We start from the raw sequence: 22,238 nt of genomic DNA on the forward strand, positions 1-22,238 counted from the left end.
CCTTAGTGGCTGTTGCCGCTGCTGTTGCGCTGGGGGGCGCAGCGCGGCAGGATCAGGCGTACGCTAGTGCCGCTACCGGGCGTGGATTCGACGCTGATGCGGCCACCCAGCACGCCGGTCACCACGTTGTAGACGATGTTCATGCCCAGCCCTGTGCCGCCCTGACCCATCTTGGTGGTGAAGAAGGGATCGAACACGCGGCGCAGAACGTCCTCTGCCATACCGGCGCCGTCATCGGCAAACAGCAGGCCTAGCGTGGCGTTATCGATGACTTCGGCGCGGATGGTAATGTGGCCGCCTTTGCGGTGCTCGAAGGCGTGATTGAGGGCATTGTTGATCAGGTTGTTGAGCACCTGATATAGCGCGCCCGGATAGGAATCCAGTATCAGCCCCTCGTTGATCTGCAGTTTGACTTCGCACTCGGCGCGGCGCAGGCGCGGCATATAGGTGGCCACCGTGTCGTGCACGGCCGAGAGTAGATCGAATTCGCGCCGCTGGTCATTGGTCTGGTCGACGGCGATCTGTTTGAACGAGGAAATCAGTTCGGCTGCCTTGTGCAGCGAGCCGGAAATCAGCTGGCTGGCCATGCGCACTTCTTCCAGATGGGCCACCAGTTCGGAACGGCGCAGGGCACCGGCCGCCACTTTGCCATCGAATTCCACCACGCGGTCGCGCAGCGAAGTGGACGCCAGCAGGCTGTTGCCGATCGGGGTGTTGAGTTCATGGGCAATGCCTGCCACCAGCGATCCGAGCGAGGCCATTTTCTCCGACGACAGCAGTTCGCTCTGGGTCATGCGCAGGGTTTCCAGCGTGGCCTGCAGTTCCGTATTGGCCCGTTCCAGCGCGGCCGAACGTTCCTTGACGCGCATCTCCAGCGTGAAGTTGAGGTCTTTCAGTTCGCGCTTGGCATTGAGTTCTTCTGTCAGGTCGAGCAGGGCCCAGATAATGCTTTCCTGCCCGTCCAGCGTCAGGGAGGAAGACCAGATGGCCACGCTGCCCACGCTGCCATCGGCCAGCATCACGCCCGCTACATCGCCATGCACGGCGCCATCGGTCTGGTACATATTCCAGATGCGCTTGCGCTCCACGGTGCTGGCCCAGAAGCGCACTTCATCCGTACGTTTGCCGATCAGCTCCGTCATGGCATGGCCGAAAGTCTCCGTCACGGCACGGTTGGCCGCCACTATGCGGCCACCCCTATCCGTCACGGTCAGCGGCAGGGGCGCCATATCGAACAGGGTCTTGAAGCGCTCTTCCGATTCCAGCAGGCGCTGCTGCGACTGTTCCAGCTGATCGATGCGTTCACGCAGCGCCGCACTCAGGGTGTTCAGCGTGCGGGTGAATACCGTGATTTCATCATTGCCATGTTCCGGTAGGGTATTGCTGTAATCGCCCAGTACCATGCGGGTAGACTGGCGGCTTAGCACATTCAGACGGCGCGCAATGCCCTGCGTGACAATGTAGAACAGCAGCATGCCCAGCATCAGGCCGGCCATGGAAATCACGCCACCCTGCCACATGACTTCATCGCGCGCCTGTTTCAAGTCGCTGGTGGTAATACCAAAATTGATCGAACCGATGTGATTATTCAGCAGCAGCAGCGGCGCGCGCGCATGCAGCAGGCTGTCGCCCAGTTCGGTGCGCACGCCTTTGAAGGCGGTGCCGCCGCCGTTGCGCAGGGATGCGGGCAGCTGGGCCGGTGGCTGGCCTACGGACAGAATGGGTTGCTGGCGCTCGTCGAGGATGACCAGATAGCGCAGATAGCTGTCGGCCGGATCGGCCAGCATTTCGGCCAGATGGCCGCGCAGTTGCGGCAAACGGCCGCCGGTGGCGTAGGGACTGAGAGTGAGATTGAGGGCTACGGCATATTCCTGCGCCACCCGTTCGGCATTGGCGCTGACGGCGTTGTTCATCAGGCGCAAGCTATTCCAGATCAGCAAGCCGACCACCAGCGCGGGGATCAGGGCACTCAGCAGCAGGAATTTCGCACGTAGTGTGAGGCTCAAAACAGGCACTCCTCGGGCTAGCCGGAAGTGCCGGCCTGCGCAGGCGTGCGACTGCGCAGGCGGTGCTACCGGAGGTTAAGGCAAAGTCAGAATGACTTTCACACTGTCATCTACTGCCGATTTATCAATATAACCGATTGCTTTCGGATCAGCAGCAACTGCTTTCTTCACCTCGGCACTATTGGCATATTCTTTCGGCGGCGTGGCTTTACCCGTAAACACCAGTTTCGACCACAGGGCCTTCACCTGAGCGGGATCCTTGTCGGCGATTTTCTGGTAGAACTCGGCACGAATGTGCGAGCTTTCCGGCTGGTCGACGGGGGTGAACAGATTGGATTTACCGAGGAAGAACTGGGATGCCTGTTCCGAGAACATCCGGGTGGCAGGGTTCTTCTGGCTTACGATCACAACAATTTCTGCCGACGCCGGCAGCGCAGCCATGGCCAGTGCCGACAGCAGCAGGGAGGTCATCAGTTTATGCATGGTGGGCTCCGGATTAGAAGACGAAGTCGAGCGCTGCGCCGACCACGGTAACGGTGTTGGTGTAACCAGCTGCCGGTGCAAAGATCAGGGTGCCGGCTTTGGTCTTAGGCTTGACGCGGTCGATCTGCACTTTCAGTGCCATCGATTTGGCGAAGTCCCAGCGCACGCCGATCAGATCGTTCTTCTGTTCGGCGGCCGCCATCAGACCACCCACGGTGGCAGCCAGCACGCCGGTTTTCGGGAAGGTGGCTGGCGGAGTGACGGAGTGACCGGCATCGCGCACGGCGGCGTGAGCGAAGTAAGGCAGCACTTTCCCGATACGGTAACCGGCCATCAGATACCACGAGGTGGTGTCCGGAATGTAGACCGGTTCTTTGGCCACGCGCATGGCGTATTCGGCCTGAGCTACCACGTTGTTCCAGTCCATGGTGCCGCCCAGCGAAGTGAAGGCGATTTTCTTGCCCTGAATCAGGCTCAGGTCGCTACCGAGCTGGGCGAAGCCGACCTTGGCCAGCGTGCTGGTCAGGGTGTTGACGGGGCCCAGATCGTTACTGGTCATTTTTACGCGGGCATGGGCCAGACGTACGCTGAACGGGCCATATTCGCCGCCCACGCTCAGACCGGCCGACGGGGCACGGTAGGTGGCCACGGTGCCGGCGGCCGGCACGAACAGCTTGCCGCGGCTAACGCCAGCGTAAGCGGAGGTGGTGAAGTTGAAATCACCGAAAGCGTGCTGGTAGGTCACGTCGGCGCCATCGACTGCTTCGATCGGTGCCTGGGCGTACATTTCGACCGGTGGACGCATCATGGTGTTGGCGTAGCCGACGTTCTGGTATTCCGAGATCAGGAAGGCCGGCAGCACGACGCGGCCCACGCGCACATTGGTTTCATCATTGACGCGGGCTTTCAGGAAGGCCCAGGTCAGGTCGGTGGTGAAGGTGGGGCTGGTGTTCTTGCGGGTCAGAATCTGGGCCGTACCGGACAGCCAGTCATTGATCTTGTAGGTGGCTTGCAGGCCCAGATTGGTGTCCAGACCGATTTTGGCCTGATCGGCCACACCTTCGGCCTGATTGTAGCGGGTGAATTGCGCCTGATCGGTATTCGATTTGGCGACGCCCAGCGTACCGAAGCCACTCAGGCTCAGGTTGCCGTCATCGAGAGTGCCCGCCTGGGCTTGCATGGCGGCGAACAGGGCTGCGGCTAACAGAGTTTTGTTCATGAGAAAGGTTCCTTGAGTTGTTGTCGTTTGTGTACTGCTTGGACGATTTTGTCGTCGCAATCGTCTCTTGAGATGCGGGGGTGCGGCATTCCATCCCTCATTTAAGCGCTTTTAAGTGCAATATGGAAATTTCTTTCTGTAAATATGCACGATCGTGCTAAAAATTTGTCGTTTTTATGCGAAAGATGTTTATTTTTCAAATCAATTCAATAACTTGTCTGATGTCTTGGACAGATTTTATGAACTCTCCAGCAAGAATGCCGAGTCTGCGCCAATTACATCATCAGGGATTACAATAGCGGCTTCCTTTTTACTCACACGAGAACACTGAAATGGCCGTTAATTCCCCTCTGCCCGTCGCTGCCGAACTGAAGCCCGTCAACGGTATCGAAATCGGCTATGCCGAAGCCGGGATTAAAAAACCTAACCGCAAAGACGTACTGGTGATGAAGCTGGCACCGACGGCCACGGTGGCCGGTGTGTTCACGCTCAACCGCTTCTGCGCCGCGCCGGTGCAGATTTCCAAGGCCCATCTGGCGGCCGCACAAACCAGCGGCCAGCCTATCGTGGCGCTGCTGGTCAATACGGGCAATGCAAATGCCGGTACGGGCGAACTGGGTCTGTCGCTGGCCAACCAGACTTGCGCCGCGCTGGCGCAGCAACTGGGTTGCGCCCCTGCGCAGATTCTGCCGTTCTCGACCGGCGTGATTCTGGAACCGCTGCCGGCCGATAAAGTGATTGCCGGTCTGCCACAGGCCGTGGCCGGTCTGAAAGCCGACAACTGGTACAACGCGGCCGAAGCCATCATGACCACCGATACCCAGCCCAAGGCCGGTTCGCGCAGCGTCACCATCGGCGGCCACAGCGTCACCCTGAGCGGCATCAGCAAGGGCGCCGGCATGATCAAACCGAATATGGCGACCATGCTCGGCTATCTGGCGTTCGACGCCAAAGTGGCCCAGCCGGTGCTTGATGTGCTGGTAAAACAGGTGGCCGACCAGTCGTTCAACTGCATCACCATCGATGGCGATACGTCGACCAACGATTCCTTCATGCTGATCGCCACCGGTGCCGGTACGCTGGAAGTCAATTCGGTGGACAGCCCAGAATACGCTGAGCTGGCCGCCGCCGTGACGGAGCTGGCCGTGTTCCTCGCGCAAGCCATCGTGCGGGATGGCGAAGGCGCCACCAAGTTCATCACCGTGACGGTGGAAGAGGGCAGCAGCATGGAAGAGTGCCGCAAGATCGCCTACTCGATCGCCCACTCGCCGCTGGTGAAAACCGCTTTCTTCGCCTCCGATCCGAATCTGGGCCGGATTCTGGCCGCTATCGGTTACGCGGGTGTGGACGATCTCGACGTCAGCAAGCTCAACCTCTACCTCGATGATGTGTGGGTGGCCAAGAATGGCGGCCGCAATCCCGACTACAAGGAAGAAGACGGCCAGCGTGTGATGCAGCAGAGCGAGATCACCGTCCGCGTGAAACTGGCGCGCGGTGCGGCGCAGGCCACCGTGTACACCTGCGACCTGTCGCACGACTACGTCAGCATCAACGCTGACTACCGTTCCTGATATGACGACGCCACTTGAGCAGTTCCTGACCCGCGCCGAAGCCTTGCTGGCGCGGGTGGAAGCCGTGCTGCCGGCCGTGCCGCGCGAACCGGACTGGCGCCTGGCCCATGCTTTCCGCTGGCGCAAGCGCAGCGGTGGCGGGGCCGGCTATCTGCAGGCGGTCAGCCATCTGGCGCCGATCGCGCTCGATGATCTGCAGCATATCGGGCCGCAGAAAGAACAGATCGAGCAGAACACCCGCCAGTTCGTGCAGGGCAAACCGGCCAACAATGTGCTGCTGACGGGCGCACGGGGTACTGGCAAATCCTCGCTGATCAAAGCCTGCCTGAACCAGTTCGGCGCGCAGGGCCTGCGCCTGATCGAAGTGGACAAGGCCGATCTGGCCGATCTGCCCGATATCGTCGATCTGGTGGCGGGCCGGCCGGAACGCTTCGTGATCTTCTGTGATGACCTGTCGTTCGAAGAAGGCGAAAGCGGCTACAAGGCGCTGAAAGTGGCGCTCGATGGCAGCATTTCCGCCCAGTCGGACAATGTGCTGATCTATGCCACCTCCAACCGGCGCCACCTGATGCCGGAGCGCATGTCCGATAACAGCAGCTACCGCCATGACGAAGACGGCGATCTGCATCCCGGTGAAACGGTGGAAGAAAAGATTTCCCTGTCCGAACGATTCGGCCTGTGGCTCAGCTTCTACCCGTTCAAGCAGGATGACTATCTGGCCATCGTGGCGCACTGGCTGGCCACGCTGGGCTGCACGCCGCAGCAGATCGAGGCGGCACGGGCCGATGCGTTGCGCTGGGCGCTGCAGCGGGGTTCCCGTTCCGGCCGCGTAGCGTGGCAGTTCGCCAAGGATTACGCAGGGAAGCACGCATGAGCGGTATCGTCGATGTTGCCGTCGGCGTGCTGATCAAGCCGAATGGCGATGTGCTACTGGGCCAGCGTCCCGAGGGCAAGCCCTATGCGGGCTACTGGGAATTCCCCGGTGGCAAGGTTGATGCCGGTGAAACCATCTTCGCTGCCCTGCAGCGCGAATTCATGGAAGAGCTGGGGCTCAGCATCCACAGCGCCGAGGAATGGTGCGGGGTGGAGTATGTGTATCCGCACGCCCATGTGCGGCTGCATTTCTATATCAGCCGTGACTGGTCGGGCGAGCCGCAGAGTCTGGAAGGTCAGGCGTTTGCGTGGCAGGGCGAAGTGGGGGTAGAGCCGCTATTGCCGGCCACCATACCGTTGTTAGGCTGGCTGGACGCATTGCGCTACGCGCCAGCCTGAGCCAGTCCGGCTTATTCCTCGTCCAGCGGGTCTTTGGGCGGGGCAGCCGGAATGGCGTACTTTTCTTCGGCCCAGGCACCCAGATCGATCTGTTTGCAGCGTTCCGAACAGAACGGGCGATAACGGTTGGCAGGCGTCCATTCGACTTTGGCGCCGCAGGTAGGGCAATCAACTACGGTGGTCATGACTTGCTTCAGAAGTTACACAGGGTGAGTTCGAACGGCACATCGTCTTCCAGTGGCTTGGGTTTCAAGTCGCCATCCTGCGAAGTAAAGCGTACCCACAGCATGTATTTATTGGCCGACACTTCGGGGATGGCGCCCATGGCTTCGTCCAGCGTGAGGCGCAGCATCTGGTAGACCTTACCCTGCAGCATTTGCTGGTAGCTGCCCGAGACGGCGATCATTTTTACGGCGCTGCCCGAATCGCGCAGCAGGCGCAGTACCAGTGCCAGTGCGTCGAACAGGGGCGAGAGCGGGGCAAACCAGGTCATGATGTCGTTGTAGCGCTGGTCGGCCGGACGCTTTTGCCACGCATAGTAGGAGGGCAGATCGAATTCGCAGGCGCCGCCCGGGATGATGGTGCGGCCACGTATGCTCATCAGCCATTCATTGTCACGCACGTTCTGGCCCGTCTTGCCTTGGGCATTGACGAGGGCGCTGCTGACGCCATCGAGTTCTTCGAGAATCGCGTCCAGCATGTCGGCCTGCACATTGGGATTCATGCGGTAGCCCAGCAGGGTCTGACGCTGACGTTCAAGTTCCTGCAGCAGATCGGATTTCAGATCGGCGCGGCCAGCCACTTCCAGCATGTCGAAGATCGTCGCCAGCGCCACGTGATGCTGCATGGGATGGTCTTGTTGCACAAAAAATTTAAATTTCTCGTACAGGTCCTCTAATCGCAACAACGTGCGGATGCGCTCGTTGAATGGATATTCGTAGACGATCAAAATAACATCCCTTTAGGTGGACTTGCGTGAATCCTGTGATTTTGAAGCAAGCGAAGCAAAATTACAAACATTGTGCAGGGTTTGTGGCGCTTCTTTTCGAAATTGCCAGATATAAATCGTGCAAGCGGGCAATTTGCGGGGCTAAAGCCGTCACATCGCCACCGTTATCGATGACATCGTCGGCGGCATCCAGCCTCTGCTGGCGGCTGGCCTGATTGGCCATGATGGCGCGAACTTGCTGTTCTGTTAAGCCGTTGCGGGCCATCACGCGGGCGATCTGCACGCTTTCAGGGCAGTCCACCGTAACGATGCGGCTGACCCGCTGGCGCCACGTGCCGGATTCCACCAGCAAAGGCACGGCGAAGATCACATAGTTACCGCTCGCTGTTGCGGCAGCTGCCAGCGCCGCATCGCGGATGCGCGGATGCAGGATGGCTTCCAGCCGCTGCTTGGCGCCGGCATCGCTGAACACCAGCTGGCGCATGCGCGCTCTATCCATGGCGCCGCTGGCATCGGCAAATTCGGCGCCGAATGCGGCAATGATGGCGGGCATGGCGCTACCGCCTGCCGTGGTCAGGCTATGGGCAATCTGGTCGGTATCGACCACGCTGGCGCCCAGTGCGGCGAACTGGTCGGCTACGGTAGTCTTGCCGCTACCGATGCCGCCCGTCAGGCCGATGGCAAAATTCAGTGGTGACATGGGCAAGACCTATTTAACCGAACAGCTGGCGCATCAGGGCCGACAGTTCGTGGCCATGCATCATGGCGAGCAGACCGGCAGCGGCCAGATACGGGCCGAACGGGATGGGCTGGTTGCGGCCATGGCGGCGGAACACGATCAGGCAAATACCCACCACGGCACCTACCAGCGAAGACAGCAGAATAATCACGGGCAGCATGGTCCAGCCCATCCATGCGCCCAGTGCCGCCAGCAGCTTGAAGTCACCATAACCCATGCCTTCCTTGCCTGTCGCTAGCTTGAACAGCCAGTAGATGGACCACAGGGCCAGATAGCCGGCGGCAGCGCCGATCACGGCTTCCTGTAACGGTACAAAGGTCTGGTTCAGATTCAGCAGCAAGCCTAGCCACAGCAGCGGCAGGGTGATGTCGTCCGGCAGCAACTGGGTATCCAGATCGATGAAGGTGAGGGCGATCAGGGCATACAGGAACACCAGACAGGATAAGCCCATCCAGCCGCTGCCGAAGCGCCAGATCACGCCAGCCGAAAGCAGGCCCGTCAGCAATTCGATCAGCGGATAGCGAGCCGAAATGGGGGTCTTGCACTGGCTGCAGCGGCCGCGCAGGAATAAGTAGCTGAGCACGGGAATGTTCTCCAGCGCCGTAATCTGGTGGCCGCATTCGGGGCAGGCCGAACGGGGCAGCATCAGGTTGTAGCGTTCTGTGTGGGGTAGCGGCTGGCCGCTTTCCGCGGCCACATAGTTATCCGACTCGCGCTGCATCATTTTGGGCAGGCGGTGAATCACCACATTCAGGAAGCTGCCAAACAGCAGGCCGAACAGGCCGGCCACCAGGCTGATGGTCAGCATACCGGCAGGAGCAAACAAGAGGGACGTTTCAGTCATGGCAGGGCCGGAAAGGATAGTTTGAGGTTGCGATGGGCTATATTAAATCATCGGAGAAATATTGCTAGGAGGATAGAGTCTGCCCGGGATGAAAAACATCAAATTCGGCGGGAAATTGTGTGCTAACCTCGAAAATCAGGGAGGCGAGTTATGAAAACATCGACCAAACAGCATACGGTGAGTGATCTTCAGATAGACATGCAGACCTTGCTCAGCCAGCTCGAAGCCGTGCAAACGCCGATACAGATCAGTGTTGGAGGCAAAGTGCAGGCTGTGCTGCAGGATGTGGCTAGTTATGAAAAAACACAGGAGCAACTGGCGCTTCTGCGCGTACTAGTTTGCGGACAGCAGCAGGTGTCCGCAGGGCTGGTGATGGATCACGATACTTTCTTCGCCGCGCTGCAGGCACAGGATGGTGGATGAACTGGCAGCGCTGGGGCTGCCGCAATTTCGCCAGATCCTCGCCGGCCAGAATCGCATCATTTACGAACAGCGCGCCCAAGTGCTTTATGTTCATCTGGTATGCCACACCAGCATGGATCTGGCAGCGTTGCTGGCGCGTCGTCCGCCAGGCTGAAGAGGGCTTTACACCACCGAACCCAGTTTGAAGATGGGCAGGTACATGGCGACTACCAGACCGCCGATCAGTACGCCAAGGATCACCATGATGGCTGGCTCCATCAGGCTGGATAAGGCGGCGACGGCTTCATCCACTTCGTCTTCATAGAAGTCGGCCACCTTGCCCAGCATGGCGTCGAGCGAACCGGATTCTTCGCCGATGGCCACCATCTGCGTCACCATATTCGGGAACACTTCGGCATTCTGCATGGCCACGGTGAGGCTGGTGCCGGTGCTGACTTCGCTCTGGATCTTGCGGGTGGCATCGAAATACACGGCATTGCCGGATGCGCCGCCCACCGAATCGAGCGATTCCACCAGCGGCACACCGGCGGCAAACATGGTGGCCAGCGTGCGGGTCCAGCGCGCAATGGTGGCTTTGCGGATCACGGCGCCGAATACGGGCAGGCGCAGCAACAGACGGTCCATGAAGCGCTGCATTTGCAGCGAGCGCTGCCACGCGCGGAAGAAGAAGTAGATGGCGGCAAAGGTGCCGCCGAAAATCACATACCACCATGCCACGACGAATTCCGACATGGCCATCACGAACAGGGTGGGGGCGGGCAGGTTGGCGCCGAAGCTCTTGAAGACTTCCTTGAAAGCCGGTACTACCCAGATCATGATCACGGCGGTGACGACGAAGGCCACGGCCAGAATCGAAATCGGATACATCAGGGCCGATTTGATCTTGGCCTTCATGGCCACGGTCTTTTCCTTGTAGATGGCCAGCCGGGTCAGCAAGTCTTCCAGTATGCCGGCCTGCTCGCCCGCGCCCACCAGATTGCAGAACAGGGGATCGAAGTACAGGGGGAATTTGCGGAAAGCCTGATTCAGGCTGGTGCCGGTTTCGATATCCGCGCGCAGGTCCAGCACCAGTTTCGACACGGACGGATTGGCATGGCCTTTGCCGACGATGTCGAACGATTGCAGCAGCGGCACGCCGGCCTTCATCATGGTGGCCAGCTGGCGCGTGAACAGGGTGATGTCCTTGTCGGTGATCTTGCGGCCGCTGCGGTAGGCCTTTTTCTTGACCTTGGTGACCATGATGCCCTGGCGGCGCAGCGTCACGTTGACCACGGCTTCGCCCCCGGCGCGCATTTCGCCGCGCACCGCCTTGCCGCTCTTGTCGCGGCCTTCCCACGCGAAGATTACTTCCTTGACCTGATGGCCAGTGTTGCTTGATGTCGCCATGAGGGGGATCCTATTCGTTGGTGCAGCCGAGCACTTCTTCAAGACTGGTCAGTCCGCTCTTTACTTTCAGCAGGCCGGACTGGCGCAGCGATTTCACCCCTTCCTTTTCCGACTGGGCGGCGATCTGCATGGCATTGCCATGGGCCAGAATCAGTTCTTCGATGGCGGGGGTGATGGGCATGATCTGATAAATGCCCACCCGTCCTTTGTAGCCACCGCCGTTGCAGCGCTCGCAGCCGACCGGGCCGTAGGGTTTCCAGGTGCCATCCAGATCCTCGTCGCGGAAGCCGGCTTTGCGCAGCAGATCGGGCGATATATCCACCGGCTGCTTGCAGCTGCACAGGCGGCGCGCCAGTCGCTGGGCGGTAATCAGAATTACCGAGGAAGCGATGTTGAACGGCGCCACGCCCATATTCATCAAGCGGGTCAGGGTCGATGGCGCATCGTTGGTATGCAGGGTGGAGAACACCATGTGGCCCGTCTGCGCTGCCTTGACGGCGATATCAGCTGTTTCCAGATCACGAATCTCGCCCACCATGATGATGTCGGGATCTTGCCGCAGGAAAGACTTCAGCGCGACAGGGAAAGTCAGGCCCGCTTTTTCGTTGACGTTGACCTGATTTACGCCGGGCAGATTGATCTCGGCCGGATCTTCCGCCGTCGAGATATTGATGCCCGGCTTGTTGATCACGTTCAGGCAGGTGTACAGCGATACGGTCTTGCCGGAGCCGGTAGGGCCCGTCACCAGCACCATGCCGTAGGGGCGCTGGATGGCGTCCAGCAGCAGCGCTTTCTGGTCCGGATCATAGCCGAGCGCGTCGATGCCCATCTGCGCCTGCGTGGCATCGAGAATACGCATCACAGTCTTTTCGCCAAACAGGGTAGGCAGGGTGGACACCCGCAGATCTATGGTCTTGGTGGGCGAGACGATCAGGCGCATACGGCCATCCTGCGGCACGCGCTTTTCCGAAATATCCAGCTTGGCCAGCACCTTGATGCGCGATACCAGCTTTTCCTTGATGGAGGTGGGCGGCTGGGCATGTTCGATCAGCACGCCGTCGACGCGGAAACGCACGCGGTAGAACTTTTCGAACGGTTCGAAGTGCAAGTCCGAGGCGCCCATGTGCACGGCGTCCATCAGCATCTTGTTGAGGAAGCGCACCACCGGCGCATCTTCCACATCGTTGGCGTTCGGATCGGTGGCGGCATGGGCCGAAATCGCTTCCTCTTCCTCGGCGAACTCGATATCGGCCTCTTCGCCCGCCAGTTCGCTGAGCGCCTGTTCACTATCCTTGTTCAGTCGCGCCAGCAATTGCAGCAGCGCGTCGTGGGCCACAATCACGGGTTCCACCGTGGTTTCGGTCTGGAACTTGATCTGGTCCAGCGCCTGGGTATTGGTGGGGTCGGAAATCGCCACCGACATGCGGTTGCCCCGCTTGGCCAGCGCGATCACGCGCTGCGCCTGCATGAGCCGGCTATCGATGATCTTGGCGGGCAGGGCTTCCACATTCAGCGCCTGCACATCCATCAGGGGATAGGCAAAGGTTTCGGAACAGAACTGGGCCAGACTACTGGCGTCGATGGCATGGCTGTCCAGCAGCACATCGATAAACGCCTGCTTTTCCGTGACCGCCTTCTTTTGCAGCAGTTCGGCCTGCACGGCAGAGAGCCGCCCTGCCTGCATCAGGGCCCGCGCCAGCCCGGGCATGGATGCGCCGGTAGCGGTACTGGGGAGAACTGCTGCCATATCAGATCGATCGGAAAGGTTAGCCCAGAGGGCGGCCACTACAGGGGGCTGGAAGCTAAAATGATGCTCTCAGGAACTATATTTGTAAAGCCGTGGCTAGGCGTTTTTCGCCGTTATGGACTGATTTTACTCCGCAACGTTGCGTTTGGCGCAAGTCTGAGGGCTAGCGTGTGCCGGTTATTGTGGCAGTCGTATCAGCTTGACCACTTTAATGGCCTGATCGTGCGCCTGCACCACTTCGACGATGCAGGGATCGAGTTTCAGACTGATGGGAGCGTCAGGGATTTCCTGTAGCACTTCCAGCAACAGCCCGTTCAGGGTTTTCGGTCCGTCGAGCGGGAAGTTCAGACCAAGGCGCTTATTAATGTCGCGCAGGGCGGTGGCGCCTTCCAGCAGGCATTCGCCCTGTTCCGACCACTCGAAGCTATCGGCACGGGCGGCACCGGGCATGGAGGTGGTGAACTCGCCTATCATTTCTTCGATGATATCGTCTAGCGTCACCAGACCCTGCACTTCGCCATATTCGTCGACGATGATGCCCAGACGCTCGCGGTTTTCCTGGAAATACTGCAACTGGGTGAACACGCCCGTATCTTGCGGAATAAAATAGGGAGCGCTGAGCAGATTGCGGAAATCTTCCACCGTCAGTTCATCGTCCTGATTCAGCAGGGCCACGGCCTTGCGCACATGCAGGATGCCGACGATGCGGTTGATTTCGCCTTCATAGACGGGCAGCTTGTTGTGATAGCAGGTGGTCAGCTCGCGCTTGATTTCTTCCACGCTCAGTTCCAGATTCAGCGCCTCGATCTGGGCGCGTGGCGTCATCACATCCTCGACCGAAATGGTTTCCAGATCGAATAGATTGAGCAAGATGCTCTTGTGCTTCTGCGGCATGAAGTGGCCGCCTTCCAGCACGATGGAACGCAGTTCTTCCGGCGACAAGCGGGCTTCATGGGCGTGCGCTCCAGCCTTGATGCGCAACAACTTGAGCACCAGATTGACGAACAGATTAACGAACCAGATCACCGGCTTGGCCAGGCCCATCAGCGGCTTGAGGGCCATACTGGTAGGCAAGGCAATGCGTTCCGGATAGGTGGCGCCGATGACTTTCGGGCTGATTTCCGCGAACACGATGAGCAGGAAGGCCACCACCCCGGTGGAGATAGTGATGACGTTATCGTCGTGGCCGAAGGTTTCGATGGCGATAGCGGTGACCAGCGCGGTGGCCATGGCATTAATCAGCGTATTAGCGATCAGCACCAGCGACAGCAGCTTATCGGTGCGTTCGAGCAGCCAGAGCGTCGTGATAGCACGGCGGCTGCCCCGTTTGGCCATGTGGCGCAAGCGGTAGCGGTTGGCCGCCATCAGAGCGGTTTCGGCCATGGCAAAGAAGGCCGAACAAAGTATCAGGAGTGCGAGGGCAAGGCATTCTGCCCAAAACGGCACGGTATCCAAGGGTCACCGTCAAGAAAACTGCAAAGGAAACTGGCCAGCCGGAGTAGCGCTGGCACAGGCGGCATGGCCGAGAAACCCCAGCCACAGAACTTTTGATTCTAAGGCAAGCCGCCCATCCACGCAACTTTACCCTTCGGGGTCAGATCTGTCATTCGGACATTGATGGGACACTTTTGATATTTCTCAGCACGGTGTGTGGATAGATGAAGGTATTCCCCGTAGCACTCGCTCAAGGCCTTAGCTTTTCTCGTGGCCCAAATTCTGGGCCAGTTTTGAGAACGGTCAAGTGTGCCCTACGCATGTCCCAATGACAGATCTGACCCCGAAGTTGATTTTTGTAGGAGCAGGGCGAAGGCTTGGATTGGGGCGCCGTTTTCTTCGCGTGCCGTGAGCTGTTCGCTGGCTAGTACTTGCAGGCCGCTGGCGCTGGCTAGCCGTAGCAGGTAGTCGAGGCTGTGGGCGTAGCGGTTCGAGGCTTGAAGGGTGTAGTCGCCACGGTTGGCCGCTTCGACCGAGAAACAGAACTGGCCGCCAGCGCGCAAGGCCCGGGCGATGGCGCGGAATACGGCGCTCAGGTCGCCGAGGTAGACGAATACGTCGGCGGCGATGGCGAGGTCCCATGCTTGGGACTGATCAGCGAGATAGGCTAGCAGATCGGCACAGTGCAGTTCGTCGTATTGCTGGCGCTGGGCGGCCTTTTCCAGCATCTGCGGTGATAGGTCGACGCCGCATAGCTTGCGTGCTAGCGGGCGTAAGGCTGGCCCACACAGGCCTGTGCCGCAGCCCAAGTCGAGGATGTCACGCAGTGTAGCCGATGCGGGCGGGTACTGCATCAGCAGGCGCGTCAGATGGGCCGGGGTCTGGTAGTCAAGTACGTTCAGCAGGTGCTCGTCGAAATGGTTGGCGTACTGGTCGAACAGATTGCGTACGTATTCGGCCGGCAGGCTGGCCGGTGCTTCGCCTGCGCCTACCGATGCCAGCGCAAATGCTACGGTTTCCGCCTGTTCGCCGCAGTCCAGTGCGGTGCGGTAGGCCTGTGCCGCTTCTTCATGGCGCTGCATGGCGCGCAGGGTGTTGCCGCGCGCTGTATGCCATTGCGGCTGGCGCGGGTGCAGCGCCAGGGCGCGTTCGTAGCTGTCCAGTGCTGGTGCGAGTTCACCCAGCCGGTGCAGGGCGGCGCCTTGTGCTGCATAGGCTTGATCCCAGTCAGGGCGCAGGTGCAGGGCGCGGTCAAAGCTCTCTACCGCTTCCGGCAGCCAGCGCAGGCAGTGCAGCGCATGACCCCGTGCCAGCCATGCATCGGCGTGGCGGTCATTCAGATCGAGCGCCGCTTCGGCAGCGCCCAGCGCGTCCAGATAGCGCCCCAGCTGTTGCAGTACCACGGCGCGGTTGCTGTGTGCTTCGACATAGCGCGGCTGGTGCTGCAGGGCTTGCTGATAGCTGTCTAGCGCCGCTTCCAGCTGGCCTAGACGGCGCAGGGCGTTGCCGCGGTTGCTCCAGGCCATGGCGTAGTCGGGCTGCAGGGCTAGCGCACTGTTGTAGCAGGCCAGCGCTTCAGCTGCGCGATCCTGATCCATCAAGGCCACGCCCAGATTGCAGTGGGCTTTGGCCTGCTGGCTGTCTAATTTGAGCGCCGAGGTAATCAGTGCGATGGCTTGCGCTGCATCGCCCTGCTGGCGGGCGATCACGCCCAGCAGGTGCAGGGCGTCGAACTGCTGCGGCTGCAGTTCCAGCACCTGCCGGTAGAAAGCTTGTGCTGCGCCCAGCTGGCCCTGCTGGTGGTGGGCCAGCGCTTGCTGGAGCAAAGAGGCGATCAGCGCCGAGTCGGTAGAGGTCATGGGCGCCTATGTTAGCGCCTGCGCCGCGTTTCAGCTACCGCGATAGGTGGAATAAGCCCATGGCGATACCACCAGCGGCACATGGTAGTTCTGCTCCGGACTGGCGATGCCGAACGCCAGCGTGACTTCGTCGATAAAGCGGGGCTCAGGCAGCTCCACGCCCCGTGCAGCAAAATACGCGCCGGCACCAAATACCAGTTCGTATTTACCGGCCAGCATGTGCTCGCCCTCTAGCAGCGGCGCGTCGCAGCGGCCATCGGCATTGGTCACGGCCTGTACGCGTAGCTCGCGCCCCTGCGGCGTGATGGCGTACAGGCTGACCTGTACGCCGGCAGCCGGCTTGCCGATGCTGATATCGAGAACGTGGGTACTGAGTTTGCCCATGGTGTGTCCTATATTGGTAGGTGATGAGTGTCTATTATGCAAATCATATACTGGACGCCCGCTAGCCATATATGATTGCAGATATATTACTCATAGACTGGCCGCCCCTGCGACATGAATACTTACGACCGCTATCCGCGTGACCTGATCGGCTACGGCCCGAAGCCGCCCCATGCTCAATGGCCCAATGGTGCCCGTGTGGCACTGCAGTTCGTACTCAATTATGAAGAGGGCGGCGAGAACAATGTGCTACACGGCGATGCCGGTTCCGAGACCTTCCTGTCCGAGATTATCGGCGCGGCCTCGTTCAGCAACCGTCACATGAGTATGGAGTCGATCTACGAGTATGGCTCGCGCGCCGGTTTGTGGCGGCTGTTGCGCATGTTCGAGGAGCGCAAGCTGCCGCTCACCATCTTCGGTGTGGCGATGGCACTCAAGCGCCATCCCGAAGCGGTGGCGGCGTTCCGCGAGCTGGGGCACGAGATTGCCTGCCACGGCCTGCGCTGGATCAGCTACCAGAATATGGACGAAGCCACCGAGCGCGCCCATATGAAGGAAGCGGTAGACATCATGCGCGAGCTGACGGGTAGTGCGCCGCTGGGCTGGTACACGGGACGCGATTCGCCGCAGACGCGTAAGCTGGTGGTCGAGCATGGCGGCTTCCGCTACGACGCTGACAACTACGGTGACGATCTGCCGTTCTGGCAGCAGGTGGCCTACACCGACGCTAACGGTCTGGCTGCGCTAGCGCCGCAGCTGATCGTGCCCTACACGCTTGATACCAACGATATGCGCTTCGCCGCTGCGCAAGGCTTCAACTCGGGCACCCAGTTCTTCGATTATCTGAAAGACGCTTTCGATGTGTTGTACAAGGAAGGCGATCCGGCTGGCCTGAACCAGCCCAAGATGCTGTCCATCGGTCTGCACTGCCGGCTGGTGGGGCGGCCAGCCCGTGCCGCAGCGCTGGCGCGCTTCCTCGATTACGTGCAGGGGCATGAGCATGTCTGGATTACGCGCCGCATCGATATTGCCGAACACTGGCATACCACGCATCCTTTTACCGTGTGAGGCCCTGATGTCCGACACTATCCGTTATTTCTACCGCGGCGAAGTCCGCGAAATTTCCGGCCTCAAGCCCACCCGCACGGTGCTGCAGCACCTGCGTGAAGACCTGCACTGCACGGGCACCAAGGAAGGCTGTGCCGAGGGCGATTGCGGCGCGTGCACGGTGGTGCTAGGCAGCCTGAATGCGGCCGGCGAACTGGAAATGAAGGCAGTGAACTCCTGCATACAGTTTGCGCCTACGCTCGATGGCAAGGCTCTGTTCACGGTGGAAGATATGCAGCAGCCCGATGGCGGGCTGCATCCCGTGCAGCAGGCACTGGTGGAATGCCATGGCTCGCAATGCGGCTTCTGTACACCGGGTTTTGTCATGTCTCTGTGGGGCATGTATCTGGACAAAGATGGAAAGCCAGCCCAGCGCCACGAGATCGACGATTGCCTGTCCGGTAATCTGTGCCGTTGCACGGGCTACCGCCCCATCATCGATGCGGCCCAGCGCATGACGGAGCTGCCGAAAGTGGACTTCGACCGTGCCGCCCTGACGGCGCAGCTGCAGGCCTTGCAGCGCGCCGGTGGCACCCATTACAGCGCACAGGGACAGACCTTCCATGCCCCGCGCACACTGGATGAATTAGTGGCGCTGCGTGCGGCCCATCCGGCTGCCACGCTGCTGGCCGGCTGCACCGATATCGGCCTGTGGGTGACCAAGCAGATGCGCGAGCTGGGTGACATCATCTATCTAGGCCACGTCACGGCGCTGCAAAGCGTGCACGAAGCCGACGGCATGCTGCACATCGGCGCCGGTGTAAAACTCAACGATGCTTATGCCGCGCTGTGCCGCCACTATCCGTCCCAGCTGGGCGAACTGTGGCAGCGCTTTGCCTCGCTGCCGATCCGTAATGCCGGTACGCTGGGCGGCAATGTGGCGAATGGTTCGCCCATCGGCGATTCCATGCCATGGATGATAGCGCTCGGTAGCGAGGTGGTGCTGCGCGGGCCGCAAGGCGAACGCGTGCTGGCGCTGGAAGCCTTCTACCTCGACTATCAGAAGAAGGATATGCGCAGCGACGAGTTTGTGGCGGCCGTGCGCGTGCCGCTGCCACGGCCAGATGTGCAGTTCCGTACCTACAAGCTGGCCAAGCGCTTCGATCAGGATATTTCCGCCGTCTGCGCCGCCTTTGCTTTCCGCTTTGATGGCGATGTGATCAAGGACGCGCGTATCGCCTTCGGCGGCATGGCGGCGACGCCGCGCCGCGCTGCGCGTGCCGAAGCAGCGCTGCTGGGCCTGCGCTGGAATGAAGCCAATCTGCAGGTGGCGATGGATATGCTGGCGCAGGACTTCCAGCCACTGTCCGATATGCGCGCTTCGAGCAGCTACCGCATGCAGACGGCGCAGAATCTGCTGCGCCGCTTCTGGTTTGAGACGCGCGCCGAGGCACCGCTGGCTGCGCAGGAGGTTAACCCGTTTGCCTGTGGCGGTTGCAAGGAGAAGCCATGAATCAGAACGTCGCACCCAAGCTGCTGGCGGCGCAGGACTGGAAAGCCGTCGGCATCGGCAGCAAGCATGAATCGGCCGCTTTGCATGTGCTGGGTCAGGCCACCTACACGGACGACATTCCTGAACTGCATGGCACGCTGCATGCGGCGCTGGGCCTGTCGTCCAAGGCACACGCCCGCATCACGGCGATGGATCTGGCCCCCGTGCTGGCGTCGGATGGCGTGGTGGCGGTCTACACGGCCAGCGACATTGCCGGCACCAATGACTGCGGCCCTATCATCCATGACGATCCGATATTGAGCGCAGGCGAAGTGCTGTATGTGGGCCAGCCCATCTTCATTGTGGTGGCAGACAGCCATGACAATGCACGCCGTGCTGCACGCCGCGCCCAGATCAGCTATGAAGAACTGCCTGCCATCTTCACGCCGCAGGAAGCCAAGGCGGCGCAGCAGTACGTGCTACCCCCTATGCAGTTACAGCGCGGCGATTTCAAGGCGGCTTTCGAGCAGGCGCCTCACGTCGTGCGCGGCCAGCTGTTCGTTGGTGGGCAGGAGCAGTTCTATCTGGAAGGCCAGATTGCTTACGCGACGCCGAAAGAAGATCAGGGTATGCTGGTGCAGTGTTCGACCCAGCACCCGAGCGAGATGCAGCATGTGGTAGCGCATGCACTGGGCACCCATGCGCACAAGGTGCAGGTAGAATGCCGCCGCATGGGCGGTGGCTTCGGCGGTAAGGAATCGCAGTCGGCCCTGTGGGCAGCGGCTGCGGCGATTGCGGCTTCCAAGCTGCGCCGGCCCGTCAAGCTGCGTGCTGACCGTGATGACGATATGCTGGTGACGGGTAAGCGTCACTGCTTCTATTACGAGTACGAAGTGGGCTTTGATGCCGAAGGCCGCATACTGGCGGCACGCGTCGATATGACCTTGCGCGCCGGTTTCTCGGCCGACCTGTCCGGCCCTGTCGCTACGCGCGCCGTGTGCCACTTCGATAATGCCTACTATCTGTCGGATGTGGATATCCGCGCTGCCTGCGGCAAGACCAATACCCAGTCGAATACCGCCTTCCGAGGCTTCGGTGGCCCGCAGGGCGCCATCGCGATTGAATACGTGATCGACGAGATCGCCCGCCAGCTGGGACGCGATGCGCTGGATATCCGCCGCCTGAATTTCTACGGTAAGACCGAGCGCAATGTCACGCCTTACGGGCAGGAGATCGTTGACAATGTGATCGATGCGCTAACGGCAGAACTGGAACAGACCAGCGAGTACCGTGCGCGCCGCAGCGCCATCGAGGCATATAACCGTAGCAGCCCTGTGCTGAAAAAAGGGCTGGCGCTGACGCCACTGAAATTCGGTATCGCCTTTAACGTTACCCACCTTAATCAGGCCGGTGCGCTGGTGCATGTGTATGTGGATGGCTCGGTGCTGGTCAATCACGGCGGTACGGAAATGGGGCAGGGCATCAACACCAAGGTGATGCAGGTAGTGGCGCATGAACTGGGGCTGGACCTCGAGCATGTGCGCATTACTGCCACCGATACCAGCAAGGTGGCGAATACCTCGGCCACGGCTGCTTCGACTGGCGCAGACCTGAACGGCAAGGCGGCGCAGGATGCGGCACGCCAGATCCGTGAACGGCTGGCCGCCTTTGCGATCAAGCTGTATGGCGATGAAGATGGTCAGCCCGTGCAGTTCTTCGACAATGCCGTGCATGTGAACGGCCACCGCGTAGTGTTTGCGGAGCTGGTACAGAAAGCCTATCTGGCGCGCGTGCAGCTATGGTCGGACGGCTTCTACGCCACGCCGGGGCTGCACTGGGATGCCAAGACCATGAGCGGCCATCCGTTCTCCTACTATGCCTACGGTGCGGCCGTGTCGGAAGTGGTGGTCGATACTCTGACGGGCGAATGGAAGCTGCTGCGCGCCGATGCGCTGTACGATGCTGGCAATTCGCTCAATCCTGCCATCGATAAGGGGCAGGTCGAGGGGGCGTTCATACAGGGCATGGGCTGGCTGACCACGGAACAGCTGTGGTGGAATGCAGCGGGCAAGCTGATGACCCATGCACCGTCCACTTACAAGATACCGGGCATCTCCGATTGTCCGCAGGATTTTCGCGTGGAGCTGTTCCAGAATCGTAACGTCGAGGACAGTATCCATCGCTCTAAAGCCGTGGGCGAGCCGCCGCTGCTGCTGCCGTTCTCCGTGTTCTTCGCCATCCGCGACGCGATTTCCAGTGTGGGCGGACATCGCGTGCAGCCACCGCTGAACGCGCCCGCCACCAGCGAAGAAATCTTGCGCGCTATCTCTGCGGTGCAGATGGCTGCCTGAGGACTGCAATGAATGCATGGTTGAATGCTGCACTGGCCGGACCGGCAGTACTGGTCACGGTCGCCATCGCCGAGGGCTCCGTCCCGCGCGAGGCCGGTGCACACATGCTGGTGACGGCCGATGCGCAGGCCGACACCATAGGCGGCGGCCATCTGGAACTGTGCGCACTGGAAGTGGCGCGCGCCATGTTGCGCGATGTTGCCACGGGTGCGCCGCAACTGCTGCGCTATGCGCTAGGCCCCACGCTAGGCCAGTGCTGCGGTGGCGTGGTGTATCTGGCATTTGAATTTGTCGATGCCGCGCTGGCCCAGACGCTAACTTTACTGCAGCGCGATCAGCGCGGCGACTACTGGCGCCTGAGCGCACTCGATGGCGCGCCTGCCAGCCTGCTGTTAAATGCGGAAGGCCAGTTGCTGCAGGGTAGCGGCGAGGTAGCCGCGCTGCTACCAAGTTTTGATTACGCGCGCACTACCCAAGTGCTGCGCGACGACGCGGGACGGCGCTGGCTGGCCGATGCCGTGCTGGCGCCGCGCGCCCACCTGTTACTGTTCGGTGCCGGTCATGTCGGTGCCGCCATCGTGCGCCTGCTGGGCGAACTGCCGTGCACCGTCAGCTGGATAGACGAGCGCGAAGACATGTTCCCCGCCGACGTGCCCGCCAATGTGCGCATCGAAGCGACTGATGTGCCGGAAGCGCTGGTTGCCAGCGCGCCCGCTGGCGCCAGCTATCTGGTACTGACCCACAGCCATGCGCTGGACCAGCGTCTGAGCGAAGCCATAGTGGCGCGTGCCGATGTGGGCTGGTTCGGCCTGATCGGCTCGCAGACCAAACGGGTGCAGTTCGAGCGCCGCATGGCGGCGCGCGGCCTGCCTGCCGAGCGCATCGCCGCCATGGTCTGCCCCATCGGCTTGCCCGGCATCCGCAGCAAGCTGCCCGCCGTGATCGCCGCCTCCGTTTGCGCCCAGTTGCTGATGGTATGGGAAGCCCAGCAAACGCCACTGGCCGACTCGCGCTAGAATTCACTACTACTCA

At 60.7% G+C, this 22,238-nt stretch carries 21 protein-coding genes; 9 read left to right on the forward strand and 12 right to left on the reverse strand.

Going from position 1 to position 22,238, the window contains the following annotated elements:
• Positions 1–2: 2 nt before the first annotated feature.
• The 3 genes from ABNT42_RS18190 to ABNT42_RS18200 form a co-directional block, all read right to left on the reverse strand.
• Positions 3–2,006, reverse strand: a complete 2,004-nt coding sequence (locus ABNT42_RS18190) for an ATP-binding protein (RefSeq protein WP_348699317.1) — start codon at positions 2,004–2,006, stop codon at positions 3–5.
• Between the two features lie 75 nt (positions 2,007–2,081).
• Entirely contained in the window at positions 2,082–2,489 is a 408-nt protein-coding gene (locus tag ABNT42_RS18195; RefSeq protein WP_348699320.1) for a hypothetical protein, read from the reverse strand.
• Between the two features lie 13 nt (positions 2,490–2,502).
• A complete protein-coding gene (locus tag ABNT42_RS18200; protein WP_348699322.1) occupies positions 2,503–3,708 on the reverse strand; it encodes a hypothetical protein in 1,206 nt (401 codons plus the stop codon).
• 332 nt (positions 3,709–4,040) lie between these two features.
• Between ABNT42_RS18200 and argJ the strand changes: the two genes are divergently transcribed.
• From argJ to ABNT42_RS18215, 3 genes are read left to right on the forward strand one after another with little or no spacing between them, the layout of a single operon-like run.
• Positions 4,041–5,279, forward strand: coding sequence for a bifunctional glutamate N-acetyltransferase/amino-acid acetyltransferase ArgJ (gene argJ / locus ABNT42_RS18205; RefSeq protein ID WP_348699323.1), 1,239 nt, complete (start codon positions 4,041–4,043; stop codon positions 5,277–5,279).
• A gap of 1 nt (position 5,280) precedes the next feature.
• On the forward strand, positions 5,281–6,153 hold the full coding sequence (locus ABNT42_RS18210) for an ATP-binding protein (RefSeq protein WP_348699325.1): 873 nt from the start codon (positions 5,281–5,283) through the stop codon (positions 6,151–6,153).
• Positions 6,150–6,551, forward strand: coding sequence for an NUDIX domain-containing protein (locus tag ABNT42_RS18215; protein ID WP_348699327.1), 402 nt, complete (start codon positions 6,150–6,152; stop codon positions 6,549–6,551). The genes ABNT42_RS18210 and ABNT42_RS18215 overlap by 4 nt, the downstream gene beginning before the upstream one ends.
• Positions 6,552–6,562: 11 nt before the next feature.
• On the opposite strand, the gene yacG is transcribed toward ABNT42_RS18215, so the two are convergent.
• From yacG to ABNT42_RS18235, 4 genes are all read right to left on the reverse strand, one after another.
• Positions 6,563–6,736, reverse strand: a complete 174-nt coding sequence (gene yacG, locus ABNT42_RS18220) for a DNA gyrase inhibitor YacG (RefSeq protein ID WP_348699329.1) — start codon at positions 6,734–6,736, stop codon at positions 6,563–6,565.
• Between the two features lie 8 nt (positions 6,737–6,744).
• A complete protein-coding gene (zapD, locus tag ABNT42_RS18225; RefSeq protein ID WP_348699331.1) occupies positions 6,745–7,500 on the reverse strand; it encodes a cell division protein ZapD in 756 nt (251 codons plus the stop codon).
• Positions 7,501–7,561: 61 nt separating this feature from the next.
• Positions 7,562–8,200, reverse strand: coding sequence for a dephospho-CoA kinase (gene coaE / locus ABNT42_RS18230; RefSeq protein ID WP_348699333.1), 639 nt, complete (start codon positions 8,198–8,200; stop codon positions 7,562–7,564).
• Positions 8,201–8,213: 13 nt separating this feature from the next.
• Positions 8,214–9,083 (reverse strand): A24 family peptidase, encoded by an 870-nt coding sequence (locus ABNT42_RS18235; protein WP_348699335.1) that lies wholly within the window; start codon positions 9,081–9,083, stop codon positions 8,214–8,216.
• 150 nt (positions 9,084–9,233) lie between these two features.
• Here ABNT42_RS18235 and ABNT42_RS18240 point away from each other — a divergent pair, with 150 nt between their 5' ends.
• On the forward strand, positions 9,234–9,506 hold the full coding sequence (locus tag ABNT42_RS18240; RefSeq protein ID WP_348699337.1) for an antitoxin, Phd family protein: 273 nt from the start codon (positions 9,234–9,236) through the stop codon (positions 9,504–9,506).
• Positions 9,496–9,660, forward strand: a complete 165-nt coding sequence (locus ABNT42_RS18245; protein WP_348699338.1) for a hypothetical protein — start codon at positions 9,496–9,498, stop codon at positions 9,658–9,660. The genes ABNT42_RS18240 and ABNT42_RS18245 overlap by 11 nt, the downstream gene beginning before the upstream one ends.
• An 8-nt stretch (positions 9,661–9,668) precedes the next feature.
• Here the strand turns inward: ABNT42_RS18245 and ABNT42_RS18250 are convergent, their stop codons facing one another.
• The 5 genes from ABNT42_RS18250 to uraH all read right to left on the reverse strand — a co-directional run bounded on the left by ABNT42_RS18250 (position 9,669) and on the right by uraH (position 16,316).
• A complete protein-coding gene (locus ABNT42_RS18250) occupies positions 9,669–10,892 on the reverse strand; it encodes a type II secretion system F family protein (protein ID WP_348699340.1) in 1,224 nt (407 codons plus the stop codon).
• A 10-nt stretch (positions 10,893–10,902) separates the two neighbouring features.
• Positions 10,903–12,639, reverse strand: coding sequence for a type IV-A pilus assembly ATPase PilB (gene pilB, locus ABNT42_RS18255; RefSeq protein WP_348699342.1), 1,737 nt, complete (start codon positions 12,637–12,639; stop codon positions 10,903–10,905).
• 177 nt (positions 12,640–12,816) lie between these two features.
• Positions 12,817–14,094, reverse strand: a complete 1,278-nt coding sequence (locus ABNT42_RS18260) for an HlyC/CorC family transporter (protein ID WP_348699345.1) — start codon at positions 14,092–14,094, stop codon at positions 12,817–12,819.
• Positions 14,095–14,387: 293 nt separating this feature from the next.
• Entirely contained in the window at positions 14,388–15,932 is a 1,545-nt protein-coding gene (locus ABNT42_RS18265; RefSeq protein ID WP_348699347.1) for a tetratricopeptide repeat protein, read from the reverse strand.
• A 30-nt stretch (positions 15,933–15,962) separates the two neighbouring features.
• Positions 15,963–16,316, reverse strand: coding sequence for a hydroxyisourate hydrolase (uraH, locus tag ABNT42_RS18270; RefSeq protein ID WP_348699349.1), 354 nt, complete (start codon positions 16,314–16,316; stop codon positions 15,963–15,965).
• A 114-nt stretch (positions 16,317–16,430) separates the two neighbouring features.
• Here uraH and puuE point away from each other — a divergent pair, with 114 nt between their 5' ends.
• Genes puuE through xdhC form a run of 4 tightly spaced genes read left to right on the forward strand, consistent with a single transcriptional unit; the run spans position 16,431 to position 22,222 of the window.
• A complete protein-coding gene (puuE, locus tag ABNT42_RS18275; protein WP_348699351.1) occupies positions 16,431–17,384 on the forward strand; it encodes an allantoinase PuuE in 954 nt (317 codons plus the stop codon).
• 7 nt (positions 17,385–17,391) lie between these two features.
• A complete protein-coding gene (gene xdhA, locus ABNT42_RS18280) occupies positions 17,392–18,876 on the forward strand; it encodes a xanthine dehydrogenase small subunit (RefSeq protein ID WP_348699353.1) in 1,485 nt (494 codons plus the stop codon).
• Entirely contained in the window at positions 18,873–21,206 is a 2,334-nt protein-coding gene (gene xdhB, locus ABNT42_RS18285; RefSeq protein WP_348699355.1) for a xanthine dehydrogenase molybdopterin binding subunit, read from the forward strand. The genes xdhA and xdhB overlap by 4 nt, the downstream gene beginning before the upstream one ends.
• Positions 21,207–21,214: 8 nt before the next feature.
• Positions 21,215–22,222 (forward strand): xanthine dehydrogenase accessory protein XdhC, encoded by a 1,008-nt coding sequence (gene xdhC, locus ABNT42_RS18290; RefSeq protein WP_348699358.1) that lies wholly within the window; start codon positions 21,215–21,217, stop codon positions 22,220–22,222.
• Positions 22,223–22,238 lie beyond the last annotated feature (16 nt).

Origin of the sequence: Duganella fentianensis (assembly GCF_964031615.1) — a bacterium.
In the GTDB taxonomy this organism is placed as follows: domain Bacteria; phylum Pseudomonadota; class Gammaproteobacteria; order Burkholderiales; family Burkholderiaceae_D; genus Rugamonas; species Rugamonas fentianensis_A.